Here is a 20,615-nt window from a genome sequence, read left to right as displayed (position 1 = left end):
AGTGTTTGACTCACTATCAGACCGCCTACAGTCAGCCCTGGCGGGCCTGCGCGGTAAGGGCAAACTGACCGAGGCTGATATCAATGCCACCGCTCGCGAGATCCGCCTCGCGCTGCTGGAAGCCGACGTGTCTTTGACCGTCGTCCGTGGTTTTATCAAGCGCATCAAGGAACGTGCCCGCGGCGCGGAAGTCTCTGAGGCGCTCAACCCGGCGCAGCAGGTAGTCAAGATCGTCAATGAGGAGCTCATTGAGATCCTTGGTGGCGAAACCCGCCGCCTGAACTTGGCTAAGAACCCGCCGACGGTGATCATGCTCGCCGGCCTGCAGGGTGCTGGTAAAACCACCCTGGCCGGTAAGTTGGCCAAGCACCTAGCTAAGCAGGGCCATACCCCGATGCTGGTGGCCTGTGACTTGCAGCGTCCAGGCGCGGTGCAGCAGCTGCAAATTGTCGGCGAGCGCGCTGAGGTGCCGACTTTCGCACCGGATCCGGGAACCTCCCTAGACTCCAACGAGCATGAAATGGGTACCTCGCACGGGGACCCGGTGGACGTCGCCAAGCAGGGCATTGCTGAGGCTAAGCAGAAGCAGCACGATGTGGTCATCATCGATACCGCTGGCCGCTTGGGCATTGATGAGACCCTGATGACGCAGGCTCGCAATATCCGCGATGCCGTCAACCCGGACGAAGTCCTTTTTGTCATCGACTCGATGATCGGCCAGGACGCCGTGCAGACGGCCGAGGCCTTCCGCGATGGCGTGGACTTTACCGGCGTCGTTCTCACCAAGCTGGACGGTGACGCCCGTGGTGGTGCGGCCTTGTCTATCCGTGAGGTCACCGGCAAGCCCATCATGTACGCCTCTACCGGTGAGAAGCTCGATGATTTCGATGTCTTCCACCCGGAGCGCATGTCCAGCCGCATTCTGGGTATGGGTGATTTGCTCTCCCTTATCGAGCAGGCTGAAGCAACCCTGGACCACCAGAAAGCCGAAGAGGCAGCCTCTAAGCTGGGCTCTGGCGAGCTGACGCTCAATGACTTCCTTGAGCAGATGCTGATGATCCGCAAGATGGGTCCCATCGGCAATCTGCTGAAGATGATGCCCGGCGGCAAGCAGATGAATGAAATGGCCGCCATGGTGGATGAAAAGCAGCTGGACCGCATCCAGGCGATTATTCGCGGTATGACGCCGCAGGAGCGCGAGGATCCGAAGATTCTCAATGCTTCGCGCCGCAAGCGCATTGCTAATGGTTCTGGTGTTAGCGTTTCCGAGGTCAACCAGCTCATTGAGCGCTTCAACCAAGCTAAGAAGATGATGTCCAAGATGGCCGGCCAATTCGGCATGGGCGGCATGGGTGGTCGCTCCGCTACCAAGAAGAAGCCCAAGGGTCGCAAAGGCAAGAATGGCAAGCGAAAGAAGGGCAAAGGCGGCGGCAACCGCGGCCCGAAGATGCCGGGCGGTATGCCGGGCATGGGCGGAATGCCAGGAATGCCCGGTGGCGGCGGCATGCCGTCCATGGAGGAGCTGCAAAAGCTCCAGCAGCAAATGGGCGGCGGCGGTGGCATGCCAGGTATGCCCGGCATGCCAAAGATGCCGAAGGGAATGGAAAATATCGACCTCGACAACCTGGACTTTGGCAAAGGTAAAAAGTAGTTTTCCCAGCCTTAAAGCATAAAGAAGGAGGCTTCCGCGTTGCTGCGGGAGCCTCCTTTTTGTGCGGCTTGCCGACGCCGCCCTAAGCCCCAGCGCACCTTCGCATGAGGCGCCTTCGCTCTCGGAGCTTGTGCGCGACCGAGCTATGGCCTAGACCGCATCGTCTCGTGCGGCGTTGGGGTAAGGGACTGGGTTGGCATGTTGCTTTCCGGCGTCGGTAGGTGCTGCGGGCGCTTGCTCCACGGCTCCTGCAGCCTGCTCCGGTGGAATATCAGGGGCTTCCTGCTGGACTTTTTCCCCGTTGAGGAAGGGCTTTAGGGCCTCGCGGATCATTGGCATTGCCGATTCCGCAAAAGCATTGGTGATGTGGTGCATGTCGCGGTAGACCATCGTATTGCCGATGATGACGGGGCAGTCACCATTGGCATCGCAGAACCACGGAGCGGTATCGATCGAGAGCATATTCTGGTACTTCGACAGCACGACTGCACCGGGATCATAAGGCTGGTAGACCTGCTCAACGCGCATGCCGCAGCCGTAGGCATCTTCAGTAGCGACGTAGCACTCATCAAACTCGCGAGGGCGGCCTTCTTCATCGAATCCCCACGGGTTATCGCGGAAGCCCAAGAAGGGAATATCGCGTTCGGCCAATTCCTCCCAGAATGCCTGGTAGCCGGCGGGCACGGCATCGGGGCCGGTGCCAAATTCATTTTGCGGGCGAGTGGTATTCGAGATGACCAAGGCCGGGTTCGCCTCTTCGATGCGATCCATGACCAGCTTGCCCCACTCGGCACACTCTGGGGTCACGGTGACATCGTCACCCAATTCAATCGGGCATCCCTGGCGCAGCAGCGGTACCAGCTTAAAGCCCATTTCCTTGCCTAAGCGGTCCAGCGGGGCAGAATACTGCTCCGCGTGGGAACCGCCCACCAAATAGACTTCCTTCTCTGCGTTGAGGTCACCGAAAATGCAGGGGGTCTTTCCATCCTTGCGGGTTTCGAAGAAGAAGTCAGCAGGCTGGCTATCTGGCACGAAGCACCAATTTGTCGCTACTGGTGGCTGGATTCCGCCGGCCAGAATCGGATCAGGCTTGACCTCCACGTTATCCGGCGGGGTGATGTCGTTGATGAACGTCGTTGCGCCGGGGTAGAGGGCAGGATCCAAAAGCTCCGCATCAGCATCATCAAGGGTGCGCATCCACAGTGGCTGGATAGCCAAGAGGCCGACAACAGCCGCAGCGACTACGACGCCGCCCACACCGCGGGCGGCACCGGCGGGTTTCTGCAAGGTCGAAAGGCCCTTACGTACCGGCAGATCCTCGGCCGTGGGGCGCTTGCGATGCTGGCGCAGGGGCTTTTCCAAAAAGCGGTGCGTGAGGTCCGCCAACACTAGCGAAATGACGATAATGATGACGCCCAACCACCACGACGGGGTTTCTTGACCCAGGTAGGAGGTGGACAAAATGAGCAATGGCCAGTGCCACAGGTAGAGCGGGTAGGCTACATCGCCCAGCCAGCGCGCCTGCTTGGAGGCCATGGCCTTGGAAATTTTGCCACCGCCGCCCAATATAATGAGCACGGCGCCGCCTAGTGGCAAGAGGGAAAGCGGGCCAGGATACGCAGTGGTATCCGCGATGATGGCACCAGTAAAGATGAGCATCAGAAGGCCCAGGCCGGTAAAGAGGTCATAGAGGCGGGCTGGAATCTTCCAGGAGGAACCGTAGATGGCCAAGACCGCGCCCAAGGTCAACTCCCAAGCGCGTGACCAGGTGGAATAGTAGTTCTCCGGAGTTCCGTAGAGGCCGTGGCGCGAAGCATAGGCGAAGGAGGCGATGGTGACCACGATGAGGATCGGGCCAGCAATCTGGTTGACCGTGGGGAAGCTGCGCTTGCCCAAAGGCTGCTGCTTCGGCCGGAACTTCATGATGGCAGCCAAGATGAGCGCGAAGGCAATGCCCATGATGTAGAACTGACCCTGCACGGCCATGGACCACATGTGCTGCAGCGGTGAGGTATCAGCCGCGGCCGCCGTGTAGTCGGCGTTTTGTTCCGCTAGCTCCCAGTTCTGGTAGTACAGCATGGTGGCTGTAATCTGCTGGGTGAGCTCGGTGCGCATGAGCTGCGGGGTGAAAACGCGCACCAGAATGTAGGTCACGCCGATGACCAAAACCAAACTTGGTACCAGGCGCCGCAAGGTTCGCCAGATAGGCCACCATGGGTTCAGGGAGGCGTTGGGCTTGTTTGCGTAGCGCAGCTGGGAGCCCAAGAAGAAGTAGCCGGATAGCAGCAGGAATACGTCGACGCCGCCGGATACGCGTCCGACGAATACGTGGTAGATAACTACTAGGCCGATGGCAATACCGCGCAGACCATCAAGGTCATAGCGGTACCGGAAATTTCGCGGTGATTCTTTAGTCATAAACTGTCTTTTCGTGCGCCTATGCCCGGATGGTGGGGCGGAAGGCGCGCCATACATATGAAACGAAATGTCTATATTCGGCCCTTAAGGGTACTCTGCTTCAGTATCGCAGGCATAACGAACCTGCGTGCGTGGCGTAGTAATTTTTGAAAATGCAGCTGCTCGCGCTAAAATATTCCAGGTTGTCTGCTCGTATTTCTGAGCTAGATAAACTGAAGAACGTAATATTCTGCGTAGCACCGTTTCCGTCTACGGTCGGCCGGTATGTCACGCGCAGATAAAATCCAAGGGTTGAACCGGCGCACAATCTCGTGCGCGTCTGTACTGCCCAGTGACTAGTAAAGGAGCCAACATGGCTGTCAAGATCAAGCTGCAGCGCCTGGGCAAGGTCCGCGCTGCTGAGTACCGCGTTGTTATTGCAGATGCCCGCACCCGTCGTAACGGCAAGGTCATCGAGAACATCGGTATCTACCACCCGAAGGAAGAGCCTTCCCTCATCCAGATCGATTCCGAGCGTGCACAGCACTGGCTGTCCGTTGGCGCACAGCCAACCGAGCCGGTTCTCGCGCTGCTGAAGATCACCGGTGACTGGCAGAAGCACAAGGGTCTGCCGGGCGCAGAGGGCACCCTGAAGGTTGCTGAGGAGAAGAAGTCCAAGCTGGAGATCTTCAACGAGGCACTGGCTGAGGCTAACAACGGCCCGACCATCGAGGCCATCACCGAAAAGAAGAAGAAGGCCAAGGAAGAGGCTGAGAAGAAGGCCGCTGAGGAAGCTGCTGCTGCAGAGGCTGCCGCTGCTGCCGCCGGCGAAGCTGACGCTGAGGCCGAGGAGAAGGCTGAGGAAGCTTCCGAGGAGTCCGCAGAGTAATCTGCCTCCCTTGCTAAGCGCATAGCGCTTTTAGCTTCGGGCCCCGCCGCTACGATCACTGGTCGTAGTAGCGGGGCCTTTGTAGTTTTTGGGTGCTAATGCCGGCACACGAAAACGACCGCACACGCTAGTCCGTGGCGGGGCTGCGTGCGCGGTCGCAATTGAAAGTGATGCGCTAGGAAACGTGCGGCATCTCTCTCGGGGATGGCTGGTTCGCCCTTAGTTCTGTGGCTTGTAGTTGGAGTAGCGGCTGTAGACGTTAGAGGGATCCTTAAAGTCCATGCCGCGCAGAGCGCCTGTAACAACCGGTGTGAAAAGCTCGAGGATCTGCTCGCGTGGAAGCCGGGACATAGGGCCGTTGATGGCAAGTACGGTAAAACCGTGAATGGCCGACCAGGCCAGCAGAGCATTCTGCATGAAATATGTAGCGTCAGTGGTATTGTCCAACGCTTCCGCGTGGCGGGACAACAGGGCGAAGAAATCGCGAATCTGCTGTAGGTGATCCATCTTCGGATCATCTTCCGTATTGGGATCTACACCAAGCATGAAACGCAGCGCCTTCCACTCCAGCATGCAGCGGAAGAAATTGGTCTCATCCAAGGCAAACTCGAGGTAAGCGTAACCAATCTGCATCAGGTGCTCTGGAAAATCTAGGCCCTCTGCAGTCTCGGTAGTCTCGTGTAAACGCTGGACCAACTCATCGGTGGCAAGCTCAGCGACCTTATCGTGCAGTTCTTCTTGGTCCTTGAAGTGGCGGTATGCGGAGGTAGGGGACACTCCCGCTTCGCGGGTTACCGCACGAACGGTAATTGCGTCGGGGCCGCTTCTTTTGCCTAGTTGAACAGCGATACGGAGCAGCTCATCGTGGAGGTTTCCATGATGGTAGGGCTTATTGTGCGTTTCCATAAAACTCATTTTATCAACAAAACCTATGTACGTATAAATTATTTAGTCAGCATGGTGAGCAGCAAAATTGCGGGGGTAGAAGGGTCGCCGCTCTCGCTTGTAGCCTCGACTTTATGTACCTCATATGCAGGAAGGTGCACGATAGAGCCGGGGGTGAGCGTGATGGTTTCACTGCCGTAGCTGAAGTCAAGCTCACCGCGCAGCGCCTGCACGGTGATCGGATGTGCGGCCTTGTGATCGGGCAGGGACTGTCCTGGTGCAAAGCTAAAGAGAATGAGGTTGGCACCATCGGCGCTCAGGACGCGCTGTACGCCCGGGCGCGGGCGGTGCGGATCGGTATCAGGCGCGATGTCCAGAAGGTTTAGTGCGGACATGACGGAATCCTCACCTGAATGAGAAGCCGCGCCAAACGTGTCCGGGGAGTTGGTCGGTAGATCGCTCATAAGCCCACTTTAACGGCAACAATACTCAAAATCTGGGTTTGCTTTCCACAGCGCCAAAATTCATGACTGACAAGGGCAAAGAGGTCTGTGTTGTAGACTTTCCGCTATGGAATTGATGATTGGTCGCGTGATTAAATCGCACGGCGTGAAAGGTGAAGTCGTAGTCGAGGCCACTACTGATGAACCGGAGGTGCGCTTTGCTGTGGGGGAAGTGCTTCATGGCACGCAGGGCAAGAAGGAGCACACTCTAACTATCAAGGCGGTCCGCAGCCATAAGGGAAGGTTGCTCGTTACCTTCGAAGAGATCAAAGACCGTACCGTGGCGGATAGCCTCCGCGGTACCAAGTTCTTTGCCGCGCCGCTTGACAGTGATGATGATGGCTTTTACGACCATGAGCTGGAAGGGCTCCGCGTACTTCTGGAAGGCGAGGAGATCGGTGAGGTCACATCGGTCATCCACGGCGGAAGTCAAGATTTGTTGGAGGTAAAACTCGACAACAGCAAGGAGGCGCTCATTCCCTTCGTGCATGCCATTGTTCCTGAGGTGAACCTAGAGGCTGGAACGTGCACCATCGATCCGCCGGAAGGACTGCTTGACCTATGAGGCTTGACGTCATCACCATTTTTCCGGAGTACCTGGACCCGTTGCGGCATGCGCTTTTGGGGAAGGCCATTGAACAAGGTCGCCTTGAAGTAGGTGTGCACGATCTGCGGCAGTGGGCTACGGATGCGCATAAGTCTGTCGATGACTCGCCGTTCGGTGGTGGCCCCGGCATGGTTATGAAGCCAGAAGTTTGGGGGCCGGCGCTCGATAGCGTCGCCACGCGGGAAAGTGCGCCCAATCTAGAGTCTGCGCTGCCACACCTGAACCGTCCGCGCCATGACGAATTAGAAGGGGTAGAGGCACAAGCCTATGCGGTTGATGCCACGGCCGATGAGGATAGCGACCTTCCACTGCTTATCGTGCCGACGCCGACGGGAAAACCGTTTAGCCAAGCAGATGCGCGGGCGTGGTCCAATGAGGAGCACATTGTTTTTGCCTGCGGGCGTTATGAGGGCATCGATCAGCGCGTGGTGGATGACGCCGCTCGGCGCTACCGTGTGCGCGAGGTTTCCATCGGCGATTATGTGTTGATCGGTGGGGAAGTGGCAACGTCGGTGATTGCAGAGGCCGTAGTGCGACTCATCCCCGGGGTGTTGGGAAATAAGCGCTCTCATGAGGAAGATTCTTTTTCTGATGGTCTATTGGAAGGCCCGAGCTATACCAGGCCGCGAGAGTGGCGTGGTCTAGCCGTGCCGGACGTGCTCACCTCGGGAAACCACGGTTTGGTTGACAAATGGCGGAGGGAACAGGCATTGCTGCGCACGTGGCAACGCCGTCCCGAACTTTTGGAGGCGGCTGAGCTCGATAAACAAGACAGGGCTTTCATCGCGCAGTTGGAACAAGAAGCTTACGCACAGGGTGAAGGCTAATGGAGGTAAGCGCTGACCTCTCGGTACTCTTAGTAACCCAGGAGTGGGCGAAAAGCCTCGAAGCATTGCCAGAGGCGCTGCGTGCACGGGGCTTTGAGCCGCTTAGTATTTTCACTCTTCAGGTAGCGGAGGAAAGCTCGGAAAGCAGCCCGCTAGCGCAGGAATATCGCTTCAGATTCGGCCAGTGGCCACAAGGAATTCCGGTGTGGCGGCTCATCGTTAACGGAGAGACCACACAGCCCCTGGCTGCAGTAGCTTCCTTAGTAGCAGACTGCTTGCCGCCGGCAGTCTCGTGGGTAGGCAGTGTGGAAATCGGTTTTACGGAGATGGGGCTTGGTGCCCCGGCGGTGTGGCGGGCGGATTCTGGGTTATAAGCGGAATCTGGACAATTATTTAGCGCTTTTTCATGCCTAAACTGCAGCGCATATGCCTTCTAAGGTTATAGTGAAGGGGACATTCCCTCTAGATTCCTATTCCCAAGGTGGTCCCTGAATTATGACGACTCCCAATGGCAATAACTACGGTGGATATAACCAGCAGCCGCCTCAGTACAATCAGCAGTATTATTCCCAGCCGCAGCAAAGCGGTGGCGTAGGCGGCGCCACCATCGCCGCAATTATCGCAGCAATTGTGGCGATCATCGCGGTGGCCGCCATGGTTATCATGTTCGTGACCAATAACAAGGATGATGCATCGACCAGCGCTGCTGCCGATAGTCAATTCCAGCAGGCGGATGCGAATAGCGGCTCCGGCTCTAACAAGCAATCCGGTTCCTCGTCCAAGGACGATGCGGACGATAAGGATGAAGACTCCAGCCCGGTCACGGTGACTAAGACCAAGGATGCCCCAGCGCCAGCGCCGGCACAGGCAGCGTCTTCTGGCAGCAGCAATGGGCACTCTTGGAGTGACTTCACTAGCTACTATCCAGCTACCAGCAAAACCTCCAGCGGTTTTGCCAGCAACGTCTATACCGCGTTTATGAATAACTGGGTCGCCGGCGGCGGCACCGGCGCTACCTTGAGCGTCTACTCGCCGGCCACCGGTGGTACCTACACCATGTACTGCTCCGGTAGCTCTTCGCGCGTTTCCTGCTCCGGCGGCGATAACGCCCGCGTGGTTATCTACTAAGAGCGCGCCGCAGCAACCTCCTTTCCCTTACTGGGAAAGGAGGTTTTGTGCGTCTAGGGGGCGTCGGCAAGCGAAGGTAGCAGAGGAGCCGTGCGGTAAATTGGGTGGGTCTAATCCCAAACCTCGAGAAAGAGTGAGGAGACCACGTGAATATTGCGGCCACTATCGCCGCCGAGCTCAACGTCAAGGAATCGCAGGTTTCTACCGCGTTGCAGCTGATTGCGGAGGGCAATACCGTCCCGTTTATTGCCCGCTACCGCAAGGAGGCCACCGGCGGGCTGGATGATTCCCAGCTACGCACCATTGAAGAGCGTGCGAATTATTTAAAGGAACTACAGGAGCGCAAGGAGACCATCCTTGCGGCGATTGAAGAGCAGGGCAAGCTTAGCGACGCCCTCAAGGAGCAAATCCTTGCCTGCGACACCAAAGCGCGCCTAGAAGATTTGTATCTGCCGTATAAGAAGCGCCGCAAAACCAAGGCCGATATTGCGCGCGAAGCTGGCCTGGAGGAGCTGACCGATAAGCTCATTGCGGATCCCAACGCCGCTCCGGAAGAGTTGGCACAGGCCTTTATCACCGAGGGCTTTGAGGACACCAAGAAGGCCCTCGACGGTGCCCGCGCCATCTTGGTGGATCGCTTCGCGCTCGACGCGGATCTGGTGGGTGAAGTACGCGAGCGTATGTTCACTGAGGGCTCCATGGGCGCGCACGTTGTTGAGGGCAAGGAAGCTGAGGGCGCGAAGTTTAAGGATTACTTCGATTTCAACGAGCCTTTCCACAAGCTGCCTTCGCACCGCATTTTGGCGCTGCTGCGTGGCGAGAATGAGGGCGTGCTGCAGTTGCAGCTAGATGCCGGCGATGACGCCGATTACGAGGACGCAATCGCCTCCCGCTTCGAGTTGGATCGCTCCTCCAAGTGGCTTGCCGACGCCGTCCATTGGGGCTGGCGCACCAAGCTCTATATTTCCTCCAGCCTGGACGTTCGCATGCGGCTAAAAGAGATCGCGGAGGAAGGCGCGCTGAAGATCTTTGCCACCAATTTGCGCGACGTGCTGCTCGCGGCACCTGCTGGCCAGCGTGCCACCATCGGCTTGGATCCGGGTTACCGCAATGGTGTGAAGTGCGCGGTAGTGGACAAAACCGGCAAGGTGCTCGATACCGCCATTGTCTACCCGCATCAGCCGCAGAACCAGTGGAGCCAAGCAGTTCAAACGCTGTCGACCCTGTGCGCCAAGCATTCTGTAGACCTTATGGCCATCGGCAACGGCACCGCCTCCCGCGAGACCGAGAAGCTTGCTCAGGAAATTGCGGACCTAATTAAACAGGCCGGCGGCCAGCGACCCACGCCCGTCGTGGTTTCCGAGTCCGGCGCCTCGGTCTACTCCGCCTCGCCGCTTGCGGCAGAAGAATTCCCTGACATGGATGTCTCGCTGCGCGGTGCGGTTTCCATCGCTCGCCGCTTGCAGGATCCTTTGGCTGAGTTGGTCAAGATCGATCCGAAGGCCATTGGTGTGGGGCAGTACCAGCACGACGTTAACCAGACGGCGCTCGCCCGCACTCTTGATGGCGTGGTGGAAAGTGCGGTAAACGGCGTGGGTGTTGATCTCAATACCGCTTCCGTCCCGCTGCTTGAACGCGTAGCGGGTGTCAATTCCACCATCGCCGCCAATATCGTTTCCTACCGCAATGAACACGGTTCTTTCGCTTCCCGCAAGGAACTGAAGAAGGTACCGCGTCTTGGACCTAAGGCCTTTGAGCAGTCTGCAGGCTTCCTCCGTATCAACGGCGGTACCGATCCACTGGATTCCTCTGCCGTACACCCAGAGGCCTATCCTGTCGTCTCCCGCATCGCGGAGAAGACGGGCCTGGGTATTTCTGAACTTATTGGCAATACCCGCGTACTCAGCACGCTGGCGCCAGCAGACTTTGCGGATGAGACTTTCGGCATTCCTACGGTGACCGATATCATCGCCGAGCTGGATAAACCCGGACGCGACCCGCGCCCTGAGTTCAAGACTGCCACCTTTAAAGAAGGCGTACATAAGGTCTCCGATCTCACCCCGGGCATGATTCTTGAGGGCACGGTGACCAACGTGGCGGCATTTGGCGCCTTCGTAGATGTTGGAGTCCATCAGGATGGCCTCGTCCACGTTTCTGCCATGAGCCACAAGTTTGTCTCCGATCCACACGAGGTCGTACGCTCTGGCCAGGTGGTCAAGGTGAAGGTCATGGAGGTTGATGTGGAGCGCCAGCGCATTGGTCTCTCCCTCCGTTTGGATGATGAACCGGGGCAGCCGGCTCCCAAACGCCGCGGTGATTCCCCACGTGGCTCCTCCAAGTCCGGCGGCAGGGGAGAAGGAAAGCGCTCCGGCCACAAGTCCGGCCGCGGATCCCGGGGCGGCTCGCGCGGCCGCACGGGTGGTGCAGGCAGCGCTGGCGGCGGAGCTATGGCCGATGCCCTGAAGAAGGCAGGCTTCTAGGTGCCTCCCACTGCGGTGAAACATCGTGGTCGGGCAAGGCAGGATGCGATATGGGAATTTGGTTCCGGCTGGCGTATGTGGAAAAATAGTGCACCGTTCTATGTAACGGGCACGAACCGGTTAGGCAGTACGCCGCTAGGGTCCTCTGTCCCAAACTGAAAAGGAATATTGGCATGTCCAACATTATTGACAAGGTCGATGCAGCACAGCTGCGCGACGATATCCCGTCCTTCCGCCCAGGCGATACCCTCGACGTTAACGTAAAGGTTATCGAGGGCAACAACGAGCGTGCACAGCTCTTCAAGGGCATCTGCATCCGCCGTCAGGGCTCCGGCATCCGTGAGACCTTCACTGTCCGTAAGGTTTCCTTCGGTATCGGCGTTGAGCGTACCTTCCCGGTTCACTCCCCGAACCTGGAGTCCATCAAGGTCTCCCGCCGTGGCCGCGTCCGCCGTGCAAAGCTCTACTACCTGCGCGATCTGCGCGGCAAGAAGGCTCGCATCAAGGAGCGTCGCTAGTACTAGCGCGCTGCGCGCCAGCTTCCCCTTGCACCCAACTGTGGGTGCAAGGGGATTTTTAATGCCCAACTGCGCTTATTTCAAAGTTAGAAGCATGATCTAAACGGAAAGTTCACTGTGAATCCTCCTGCAGCGAGGGGGATAAGACCGGAAACGGGGCGTGGGGTTGCTAGGATCTAGCGCGTGAATAAAGACAGCATCTCGCAGGAACAGCCGCCAGAAGGCGAGGGGGCCCACCCAGTACAGGGCGACGCCACTCAGCAAAGCAAAGAGGCGACTAAGAAGAAAGAAATGCCGTGGCTGCTGGAAACCCTTCTGGTAGTGGCGACGGTTCTCGTGATCGTCGGACTATTCCAGAACTTTATCGGCCGGCAGTATGTGATCCCATCGGGTTCGATGGAGCCGACTCTCCACGGCTGCGAGGGCTGCACGAATGACCGTATCTTTACAGAAAAGATCTCTTACTACGGTGACGGCGAGCCAGAACCAGGCGATGTCGTTGTATTTAAAGGCACTGAGGACTGGAATTCCAGCTACGTCTCACCGCGCTCGTCCAATCCGATCATTCATGGCGTGCAGGATGCGTTGAGCTTCGTATCTTTGGCACCGCCAGACGAAAATACTCTGGTCAAGCGCGTGGTTGCTACCGGCGGACAGACGGTGTCCTGCCAGGAGGGCGATCCTGCCGTCATGGTAGATGGCAAGCCCATCGAACAAGACTATGTGCAAGACCCGCCAACGTACCCGGTAGATGAGTCGACCGGCTCGGAGGCCTGCGGTGGTCCGTACTTTGGTCCCGTCGAGGTACCGGAGGGCAATATCTGGGTGATGGGCGATAACCGAACTGCTTCGGCCGATTCTCGTTACCACATGACCGATAAGTTCCATGGCACGGTTCCAGTAGAAAACGTCCGCGGCAAGGTGAAATTCGTATTCTGGCCGTTTACCCGCATTGGTGGGGTCGATGACCCGGACATTCAGGAATAAGCCTTCCTCCCAACGCCTGCGCACCCGGGATTTTCTCATCCCCGTGGTGGCAGGCTTTGTCCTGCTAGTGCTCCTGCAGGCGCTAGTGGGGCGGATGTATGTCATTCCTTCTGCTTCGATGGAACCCACCCTGCACGGGTGTGCCGGCTGCAAAAATGATCGCATTGCCGTGCAAAAGGTCAGCTACTACTTCACGGACCCCAAGCCTGGGGAGGTTGTGGTTTTTGAAGGGCCCGAGTCGTGGAATAACGAGTTTGAGGTCAATCGCTCGTCCAATATTTTTGTGCGCGGCGCACAAAATGCCTTGGCGGCCGTAGGGCTGCTTCCTAATGGGGAAAATATCCTGGTAAAGCGCGTTATTGCTACCGGCGGGCAGACGGTGAGCTGTCAGGCTGGCGACCCTGCGGTCATGGTGGACGGAAAGCCTATTGACCAATCCTTCGTTCTCGATCCACCGGAGATTCCCGTAGACCCCAGCGTGGGCTCGCAGGAGTGCGGCGGCGAGTATTTTGGCCCGGTCACCGTCCCCGAAGGAAACCTTTGGGTGATGGGTGATAATCGCACCAACTCCCTCGATTCCCGTGCGCACTTGGGCGACCACCTGCAGGGCACCGTGCCCGTAGACAATGTCCGCGGGCGCGTCGAGGCCGTCATTTTGCCGCTTTCGCGTTGGGGCGGGGTGGAGCATCCGGAAATTTCGCATGCGGCGGCTTAAACAGCGACGCACCTACGAGGTCGCATTGAGCAAGGCCGGTTTAGGTCCGGTAGCCGGCGTGGATGAGGCTGGGCGCGGTGCCTGCTGCGGACCGATTACCATCGCAGCCTGTGTCATGCCCGATCGACCGATCAAGGAGTTGGCACAGCTTACAGATTCAAAGAAGCTAACTCCCAAACAGCGCGAGAAGCTCTTTCCTCTCATTAAAGACAAGGCTGTGGACTGGTCTGTGGTGCATATTGGTGCGGGGGACATCGATAAGCGCGGCATCCAACACGCCAATATTTCCGGCATGCGCAGGGCGGTTGCGCGCCTGGAAGCGCGTCCGGGCTATGTGCTTACCGACGCCCTCTTTATCCCCGGCCTCACCCAACCCCACCTGCCCATTATTGGCGGCGATGCGGCCGCACGGTGTATCGCCGCGGCGAGTGTATTGGCCAAAGTCAGCCGCGATCACCTGATGCACGAACTGGATGTGCGGTACCCCGGATACGGGTTGGCCAGCCATAAGGGGTATGGGACCAAGGCGCATGAGGCCGCAATTGCGGCGCTAGGAGCGTGTCCGGAGCACCGGATGAGCTACGAGAATGTCCGTCGCGCTCATGCGGAGTTTGCCGCGCGTGCCTAGCTAAAATCTAGCCTTTCTCGCGCTAAGCTATAGCGAGCTAACCCACAACCTGGAGGTCCACCGTGAGTGCAGAGGAACTCGATAACTACGAGGCTGAGGTAGAGCTGTCCCTCTACCGCGAGTACCGAGACGTTGTCAGCCAGTTTTCCTATGTCGTTGAAACTGAGCGGCGCTTTTATCTGGCTAATGCGGTAGAGCTCATTCCGCATACCTCTGGGCCTGATGTCTACTACGAGGTGCGCATGTCCGATGCTTGGGTATGGGATATGTACCGCTCCGCGCGCTTTGTGCGCTACGTCCGCGTTATCACCTACAAGGACGTCAACATCGAGGAGCTGGATAAGCCGGAATTCATGATGCCGGAATAGTTTTGTCAAGCCGGCGCACGCGGCGCCGCGCCCTAGCTGTGGATAACAGAGTTGCAGAGCCTAGTTATCCACAGCTAGGGTCTTTTTGCTTTTGCGTCCCTTGTGTAAGCCTTACCAGCTGCGGTGTTCTGTGCTGGCCAATGAATTTCCCAACGCACAAGGATAAACCGCAATGCACTTTAATTCAGAACACCGCTTGGCCACGAAGAAGCCTCGCCATAAACAAGTCTTAGGCAAAAGGGGAGAGGCCTTCGCAGCGCGCTATCTGCGCGAGCGCGGGGCAGAAATCATCGCTGCCAACGTCTCTTATCGGGTGGGAGAAATCGATCTCATCGCCCGAGAACCTAACGGAACCATCGTCTTTGTCGAGGTTAAGACCCGCGCCAATTCCAACTACGGGGTAGCTGAGGCCGTAACCCCGCAGAAGCTCGCGCGCCTGCGCAAAGCCGCGGCGCAGTGGCTCGACGGAAGGCCTCTGTCTGAGGTGCGATTCGACGTCATTGCCTTGGTCGCGCAGGGGCAAGGATTCATGCTGGAACACTTCAAGGCGGTCGAAGATGGCTCTAGGTAATTGTTTGACCATGTCCCTCAATGGAGTCCTAGCTCAGTTGGTTGAGGTAGAAGCAAACGTTGGCCATGGGCTGCCAGGGATACACGTTGTAGGCCAGACGGATACCGCAATCTCCGAATCCCGGGACCGGATCAGGACCGCAGCCTTTAATTCCCATCTTCCCTGGCCCAAGACCAAAGTGGTGGTCTCCATGTCCCCGGCTTCGCTTCCCAAATCCGGGTCCCACTTTGACCTACCCATAGCGCTTGCGATCCTCGCGGCACAGGCGGAGGCCGACTTCCCGTCTTATGGCAGTACTCCCTCGCCCGCCCAACGTCTCCAGCGCACCTTGGTCCTGGGCGAGCTCGGTCTCGACGGCTCCGTTCGGTCTGTAGCAGGCATTATCCCCGCTCTTCTCGCCGCACGGGAACAGGGAATAACAACTCTTATCGTTCCGCCTGGCAATGCCGCAGAGGCCACATTGGTGCCGGACATGGACGTACTCGTTGCGTCGTCGTTGAAGGAAGCCTTCAGCTGGGCTTGCAGTAACCGTGGGCTGCCGCAGGCTGGAAGCTTTTCGGGGTCGCTCAGCCCCGCGCCTGCGGCGGCGTCGCGACTCGACTTTAGCGATATCGCTGGTCAATCCAATGCCAAATGGGCTGCCGAGGTTGCTGCTGCCGGCGGCCACCACTTGATGATGATCGGGCCGCCTGGGTCTGGAAAGTCCATGATCGCCTCGCGCCTGCCCACCATCCTGCCTACCCTTACCCCAGACCAGCAGGTTGAAACCACCGCAATTCATTCGCTTACCGGAACTCCAGGTGAGGTCGTCGAGCGCGCCCCGTTCATCGCCCCGCATGCCTCGGTTACTCGGGCGGCTTTACTTGGCGGCGGTTCCGGACATCCGCGCCCTGGTGCGGTGAGTTTGGCTCACAATGGTGTGCTCTTTCTCGACGAGGCCAGTGAGGTAGCCGCGCCAGTACTCGATGGTCTGCGTGCACCGCTGGAGGAAGGACACGTGCGGTTGGCGCGCTCGCGCCGCGAGGTCACCTATCCTGCTTGCTTCCAATTGGTCATGGCGGCAAATCCGTGCAGGTGTGCGGCCGAAGACCCGTCTAAGTGCAGGTGCAACCCCCATGAACGAATGAACTACCTCTCCAACCTCTCCGGACCGTTGCGAGACCGTTTGGATATGGTGGTCACCTTAAGCGGGCAGGCGGCAACAATTAACGCGGACGGTGAAGAGGAATCCGCAGTCATCGCCGAGCGCGTCGCCGCTGCCCGTGAACGCGCTGCCGCGCGCTGGTGGGCGGATGGTATCACCGCGCGCACCAATGGGGAAGTTCCTTCGTCCTATTTGCGCCGAAAGAGGCCCGCTGCGGAGGCTGCAATGGTCATGTTGTCTGCCTACTTGGCTGAAGGCGAAATATCCCAGCGCGGAGTGGACCGCGTATTGAAACTCTCCTGGACTCTGGCCGATCTAGCAGCAAAGGCGCAGCCGGACTTGGACGAAGTGGGGCGCGCGCTCGATCTGCGCGGCTCAATTAACGTCGGGAGGCTCGCAGCATGAGCGAACTTGACCTCTCTACTCCGTATGCGACCTGGGTATATCTCAACCGGGTGGTGGAAGGCCCCTCTGCTGCACTGCAGGCTCTGCTCACGCAATACCCAGCTGAGGAAATCGCCCACGGAATCTACAATCGCGCCGACTGGATAGGTCCGCTTTTGGCGCGCACGGCCTCCCGCTATGACTGGTTGCGGCAAGCCGAAGACATGGCGGCTGCCGAAAAAGTCGGGGCCCGGCTCATTACGGCAGAAAGCCCAGAGTGGCCCACAGAGGAGTTCGACTCTGCATTCGGCTTTTATCAGCACAGCGGGGAAGCCCCAGCTACTTTTGATGACCAAGCATTGCCACCGCATAGCCTGTGGGTGCGCGGTGCGCCATTGCAGGCAGAGGTTGCTCAAGCTGTGGCCATCGTCGGTACTCGTGCCATCTCCCGCTATGGCTGGCAGGCCACCCAAAACGTCGTGTCCGGATTGGTTCAGCATGAATGGACTCCAATATCAGGCGGCGCGCTGGGAGTGGATACCGTCGCGCACGAAACAGCGTTGCACAACAACGGACGCACAGTAGCCATAGCAGCGTGTGGCATCGATAGGGATTACCCAGCCCGCAATGCCAACTTATTCGCCAAGATTGCGGACAATGGTTGCATCATCTCTGAATTCGCGCCGGAAACCGCGCCGAAGCGCCACCGGTTCTTAACGCGCAATCGCTTAGTGGCAGCATTGAGCCACGGCACCGTCGTTATGGAGGCGGCATTTCGATCTGGCGCATTGAATACCCTCAACTGGGCAGAAGCGCTTGGGCGAGTTGCGATGGCGGTGCCGGGGCCGATAACTACTAGCGGCTCGTTGGGCTGTCACCAGCGCATTCAAGAAGGCCGCGCACAGCTGGTTACCAGTGCTGATGAAATTCGCGCTCTAGTAAGTCGCGCCGGGGAAGTAGACCCAGGCGCACAGTACGAAATCAATTTTGCGGCAACCATGACCCAACGCCTCTCCCGCAATGAGTTGCGCGTCTTTGACGCGACGCCACCGTTAGGACAAGAAAAAGCAACGGCAGAAGACATTGCCCGTGAAGCGGGATTCCGTTTACCGCTGACAGTTCACTTACTTCTGGCGCTGGAAAAGATGTGCGTTGTCGTCCGGCATGGCAATACCTGGGCACGCCGGGAAACGGAATAAATGGCACCTGCGTTTGGCGAGTACACTGCTGTGGCATGAGTGAAGATGGAAAGTCCGCGAAGGCTCCGAAAGTTGAGGGGCAGATGGCTGAGGCCATTGAGGACTTCGCGGATTTCCAACTACATGTCAAAGGCCGCGCAGAAGCGACGGTGCGCGGGTATCGCTCCGACTTGCGCGACCTTGCACGCAGCGTGCCTACCTTCGCGGAGTTTGACCTCAACAGCCTACGCCAATGGTTGGCCGAGGCTGTTGCGGAAGGAAAATCGCGTTCCACCCTGGCACGGCGCACCGCGGCAGCGAAGGGATTTTCTACTTGGGCAGTGCGCGAAGGGCACCTTAAGCGAGACGTTGCTGCCCGCTTAGTTACGCCCAAAGTGGGGCGTCATCTTCCCACGGTTCTCGCTCCGGAGCAGGCCGGCGAGCTTATGGGCAATGCGGTCTCTGCAGATGAAGTCCACTTCCTTCGCGATAGCGCCATCCTGGAGTTGCTCTATGCCTCCGGTATGCGCGTGGCGGAGTTGGTCCGGCTGGACCTAGGCGATATTGATTTTCAACGCGGTACCTTGCATGTCACCGGTAAGGGCAATAAGCAGCGCGTAGTACCTTTCGGCCACGCAGCGGAAGACGCCTTAAAGCAGTGGATTGACAAAGGCCGTGGAGAAATCGCCTCGGCTGAAACTGAAGCGGTCTTTGTTGGCAGCAGGGGAGGGCGCATCGATCAACGCCAGGTGCGCCGCATTGTAGAAAAGGCCGCCAAAGTCACTGGTACACAGGGGCTTACCCCGCACGGGGTGCGCCACTCTGCCGCAACCCACCTTTTGGAAGGCGGGGCGGATTTGCGCGTAGTGCAAGAACTGCTGGGGCACTCCTCGCTTAATACCACGCAGATTTATACCCACGTGTCCGCGCAGCGCTTGCAGCGCGTATACGATCAAGCCCATCCCCGAGCCTAAAGCGGTTTGAGGCGAATTACCGGCATATCCAGCAGAGTTAAAGGATCGATGTAGGTATCTTTTGCAATGAGTGCGCCCCAGTGCAGTCCGGGGTAGTCATCGACGGGATTGCCTAAACGGCCTATCACTTGGCCCTCGCGGACTTCTTGGCCCTGCTTTACGGAGCCGTGCACGGGCTGATACGTCGTTCTCACTCCATCCGCGTGGGCTATGGAGACAACTGGTTTGCCAGCAACCGTGCCCACAAAGGCGACCTTGCCGTCTTCGGCGGCTACCACCGGCGAGCCCACCGATAGGGCCATGTCGACGCCGCGGTGGCCAGGGCTCCACTTTTGTTCGGGGGCATCGAATCCACGCAGTACCCGCGCTGGGCTAGGTTTGCCGGAGGCGGGGTCGACATAGGCTGTGGCCGGTGGGCAACACAGAATAAGAAGCGAAAGAAGGGTGAGGAAAGCGGCGGGGAGGAAGGTGGGGCGTCGGCAAGCGGGAAATGTGGAGGAGGAAAGAAACTGATTCATGGGCACAGTGTCCGCCGGAGGCAAGCGGTTGGGAAGTGAGTTCTCCTTTAGTTGTGGACAACTTGGGTTGCATGATGTGATTGAGTCGATTGTGACGATTGAGGCAAAGTGGCTGCGGCGAAGTTGTGGATAAGCTGACTTCGGTTTGGAAAAACCAGCGTAAGGGGATTATTCTTTGTGGCAGCAGTGTGTCCACCTCGTGGAGGCATTGACTACGCGCGGCGAAGTTGTCGCTTCCTGCTGGAAGGAAGAGACAGCCTGACGGTTGACGTGGTCCTTGGAAACAAGGTGTCAGCGGGGCCTTCGTTGCTAGGGTGCGGAATAAAACACCGCACAATTGGAAAACCGAAAGACAAGATAAAAGAAAGCGAGCGAATCATGGCAGTTGTAACCATGCGCGAGCTCCTCGACGCTGGTGTGCACTTTGGCCACCAGACCCGTCGCTGGAATCCGAAGATGCGTCGTTTCATCTTCACCGACCGTAACGGCATCTACATCATCGACCTGCAGCAGACGCTGACCTACATTGACGAGGCTTACGAGTTCGTCAAGGAAACCGTTGCACACGGCGGCACCATCCTGTTCGTTGGTACCAAGAAGCAGGCTCAGGAAGCAGTTGCTGAGGAAGCAACCCGCGTCGGTATGCCTTACGTCAACCACCGCTGGTTGGGCGGCATGCTCACCAACTTCCAGACCGTTTCCAAGCGTCTGAAGCGCATGAAGGAGCTTCAGGCAATGGACGAGCGTGAGGACGGCTACAAGGGCCGCACCAAGAAGGAAGTTCTCATGCTCAACCGTGAGCGCGCCAAGCTCGAGCGCGTTCTGGGTGGCATCTCCGATATGGCCAAGACCCCGTCCGCACTGTGGATTGTTGACACCAACAAGGAGCACATCGCGGTCAAGGAAGCTCACAAGCTGAACATCCCAGTTGTTGCCATCCTGGACACCAACTGCGACCCGGACGACGTTGACTTCCCGATCCCGGGCAACGACGACGCCATCCGCTCCACCAAGCTGCTCTCCGGCATCGTTGCCTCCGCTGTTGAGGAAGGCAAGAAGGCTCGTGAGGAGCGTCAGCTAGCTGCAGCTAAGGAAGCTGCCGGCGACTCCGCTGAGAAGGAAAAGCGTGACGCTGAGGCAGCTGCCGCAGCTTCCGACCCGGCTTCTGCGGAAAAGTCTGAGGAAGCATCCGCAGACAAGGTCGAGAAGTAGTCTTAACTTCTCGCTAGGAATCTTCCTTACCTGCGTTTAACTGAATACCCC

The 20,615-nt window shown here is 58.3% G+C and carries 20 protein-coding genes; 16 read left to right on the top strand and 4 right to left on the bottom strand.

Annotated features, from left to right (window positions below; translation table 11 throughout):
* Position 1: 1 nt before the first annotated feature.
* Positions 2 to 1,651: a signal recognition particle protein gene (gene ffh / locus RAE09_RS01805; protein ID WP_005325263.1), complete on the top strand. Its 1,650-nt coding sequence runs from the start codon at positions 2 to 4 to the stop codon at positions 1,649 to 1,651.
* Positions 1,652 to 1,801: 150 nt separating this feature from the next.
* Here ffh and RAE09_RS01800 read toward each other — a convergent pair whose 3' ends face one another.
* Complete coding sequence (locus RAE09_RS01800; protein WP_302258023.1) at positions 1,802 to 4,069, bottom strand: acyltransferase family protein; 2,268 nt, start codon at positions 4,067 to 4,069, stop codon at positions 1,802 to 1,804.
* A gap of 352 nt (positions 4,070 to 4,421) precedes the next feature.
* Between RAE09_RS01800 and rpsP the strand changes: the two genes are divergently transcribed.
* On the top strand, positions 4,422 to 4,937 hold the full coding sequence (gene rpsP / locus RAE09_RS01795) for a 30S ribosomal protein S16 (protein WP_005328760.1): 516 nt from the start codon (positions 4,422 to 4,424) through the stop codon (positions 4,935 to 4,937).
* Between the two features lie 219 nt (positions 4,938 to 5,156).
* Here the strand turns inward: rpsP and RAE09_RS01790 are convergent, their stop codons facing one another.
* Both RAE09_RS01790 and RAE09_RS01785 read right to left on the bottom strand, forming a co-directional pair.
* Positions 5,157 to 5,843, bottom strand: coding sequence for a TetR/AcrR family transcriptional regulator (locus RAE09_RS01790; protein WP_294164266.1), 687 nt, complete (start codon positions 5,841 to 5,843; stop codon positions 5,157 to 5,159).
* A 38-nt stretch (positions 5,844 to 5,881) separates the two neighbouring features.
* Positions 5,882 to 6,286 carry a cupin domain-containing protein gene (locus tag RAE09_RS01785; protein WP_150851172.1) on the bottom strand — a complete coding sequence of 135 codons (405 nt, stop codon included), beginning with the start codon at positions 6,284 to 6,286 and terminating at the stop codon, positions 5,882 to 5,884.
* 106 nt (positions 6,287 to 6,392) lie between these two features.
* Between RAE09_RS01785 and rimM the strand changes: the two genes are divergently transcribed.
* The 13 genes from rimM (at position 6,393) to RAE09_RS01720 (ending at position 18,834) form a co-directional block, all read left to right on the top strand.
* Positions 6,393 to 6,890 carry a ribosome maturation factor RimM gene (gene rimM / locus RAE09_RS01780; RefSeq protein WP_302258018.1) on the top strand — a complete coding sequence of 166 codons (498 nt, stop codon included), beginning with the start codon at positions 6,393 to 6,395 and terminating at the stop codon, positions 6,888 to 6,890.
* Positions 6,887 to 7,759, top strand: coding sequence for a tRNA (guanosine(37)-N1)-methyltransferase TrmD (gene trmD / locus RAE09_RS01775; RefSeq protein WP_302258016.1), 873 nt, complete (start codon positions 6,887 to 6,889; stop codon positions 7,757 to 7,759). The genes rimM and trmD overlap by 4 nt, the downstream gene beginning before the upstream one ends.
* Positions 7,760 to 8,254: 495 nt before the next feature.
* Complete coding sequence (locus RAE09_RS01770) at positions 8,255 to 8,887, top strand: hypothetical protein (RefSeq protein WP_316980795.1); 633 nt, start codon at positions 8,255 to 8,257, stop codon at positions 8,885 to 8,887.
* 146 nt (positions 8,888 to 9,033) lie between these two features.
* Entirely contained in the window at positions 9,034 to 11,367 is a 2,334-nt protein-coding gene (locus RAE09_RS01765) for a Tex family protein (protein ID WP_316980794.1), read from the top strand.
* A gap of 173 nt (positions 11,368 to 11,540) precedes the next feature.
* On the top strand, positions 11,541 to 11,885 hold the full coding sequence (gene rplS / locus RAE09_RS01760; RefSeq protein WP_005325245.1) for a 50S ribosomal protein L19: 345 nt from the start codon (positions 11,541 to 11,543) through the stop codon (positions 11,883 to 11,885).
* 183 nt (positions 11,886 to 12,068) lie between these two features.
* Positions 12,069 to 12,872: a signal peptidase I gene (gene lepB / locus RAE09_RS01755; protein WP_316980793.1), complete on the top strand. Its 804-nt coding sequence runs from the start codon at positions 12,069 to 12,071 to the stop codon at positions 12,870 to 12,872.
* Positions 12,850 to 13,587 carry a signal peptidase I gene (gene lepB / locus RAE09_RS01750; protein ID WP_005325241.1) on the top strand — a complete coding sequence of 246 codons (738 nt, stop codon included), beginning with the start codon at positions 12,850 to 12,852 and terminating at the stop codon, positions 13,585 to 13,587. The genes lepB (RAE09_RS01755) and lepB (RAE09_RS01750) overlap by 23 nt, the downstream gene beginning before the upstream one ends.
* Complete coding sequence (locus RAE09_RS01745) at positions 13,574 to 14,215, top strand: ribonuclease HII (protein ID WP_005325240.1); 642 nt, start codon at positions 13,574 to 13,576, stop codon at positions 14,213 to 14,215. Before lepB (RAE09_RS01750) ends, RAE09_RS01745 begins: the two co-directional genes overlap by 14 nt.
* Before the next feature lie 62 nt (positions 14,216 to 14,277).
* The gene (locus tag RAE09_RS01740; protein ID WP_005325239.1) at positions 14,278 to 14,583 is read left to right on the top strand and encodes a DUF2469 domain-containing protein; all 306 of its coding nucleotides are present in this window, start codon (positions 14,278 to 14,280) and stop codon (positions 14,581 to 14,583) included.
* 172 nt (positions 14,584 to 14,755) lie between these two features.
* Positions 14,756 to 15,154 carry a YraN family protein gene (locus RAE09_RS01735; protein WP_150850567.1) on the top strand — a complete coding sequence of 133 codons (399 nt, stop codon included), beginning with the start codon at positions 14,756 to 14,758 and terminating at the stop codon, positions 15,152 to 15,154.
* Positions 15,141 to 16,703: a YifB family Mg chelatase-like AAA ATPase gene (locus RAE09_RS01730; RefSeq protein WP_316980792.1), complete on the top strand. Its 1,563-nt coding sequence runs from the start codon at positions 15,141 to 15,143 to the stop codon at positions 16,701 to 16,703. Before RAE09_RS01735 ends, RAE09_RS01730 begins: the two co-directional genes overlap by 14 nt.
* On the top strand, positions 16,700 to 17,881 hold the full coding sequence (dprA, locus tag RAE09_RS01725; RefSeq protein ID WP_316980791.1) for a DNA-processing protein DprA: 1,182 nt from the start codon (positions 16,700 to 16,702) through the stop codon (positions 17,879 to 17,881). The genes RAE09_RS01730 and dprA overlap by 4 nt, the downstream gene beginning before the upstream one ends.
* A gap of 35 nt (positions 17,882 to 17,916) precedes the next feature.
* Complete coding sequence (locus RAE09_RS01720) at positions 17,917 to 18,834, top strand: tyrosine recombinase XerC (protein WP_316980790.1); 918 nt, start codon at positions 17,917 to 17,919, stop codon at positions 18,832 to 18,834.
* Here the strand turns inward: RAE09_RS01720 and RAE09_RS01715 are convergent.
* Positions 18,831 to 19,352 carry a M23 family metallopeptidase gene (locus RAE09_RS01715; RefSeq protein ID WP_316980789.1) on the bottom strand — a complete coding sequence of 174 codons (522 nt, stop codon included), beginning with the start codon at positions 19,350 to 19,352 and terminating at the stop codon, positions 18,831 to 18,833. The genes RAE09_RS01720 and RAE09_RS01715 overlap by 4 nt on opposite strands.
* Positions 19,353 to 19,730: 378 nt before the next feature.
* On the opposite strand from RAE09_RS01715, the gene rpsB reads away from it, so the two are divergent.
* Positions 19,731 to 20,564 (top strand): 30S ribosomal protein S2, encoded by an 834-nt coding sequence (gene rpsB, locus RAE09_RS01710; RefSeq protein ID WP_316980788.1) that lies wholly within the window; start codon positions 19,731 to 19,733, stop codon positions 20,562 to 20,564.
* The last annotated feature ends 51 nt before the right edge of the window (positions 20,565 to 20,615 follow it).

This window comes from Corynebacterium tuberculostearicum (genome assembly GCF_032821615.1).
In the GTDB taxonomy this organism is placed as follows: domain Bacteria; phylum Actinomycetota; class Actinomycetes; order Mycobacteriales; family Mycobacteriaceae; genus Corynebacterium; species Corynebacterium tuberculostearicum_H.
This window is presented reverse-complemented; position numbering and strand designations above follow the sequence as displayed.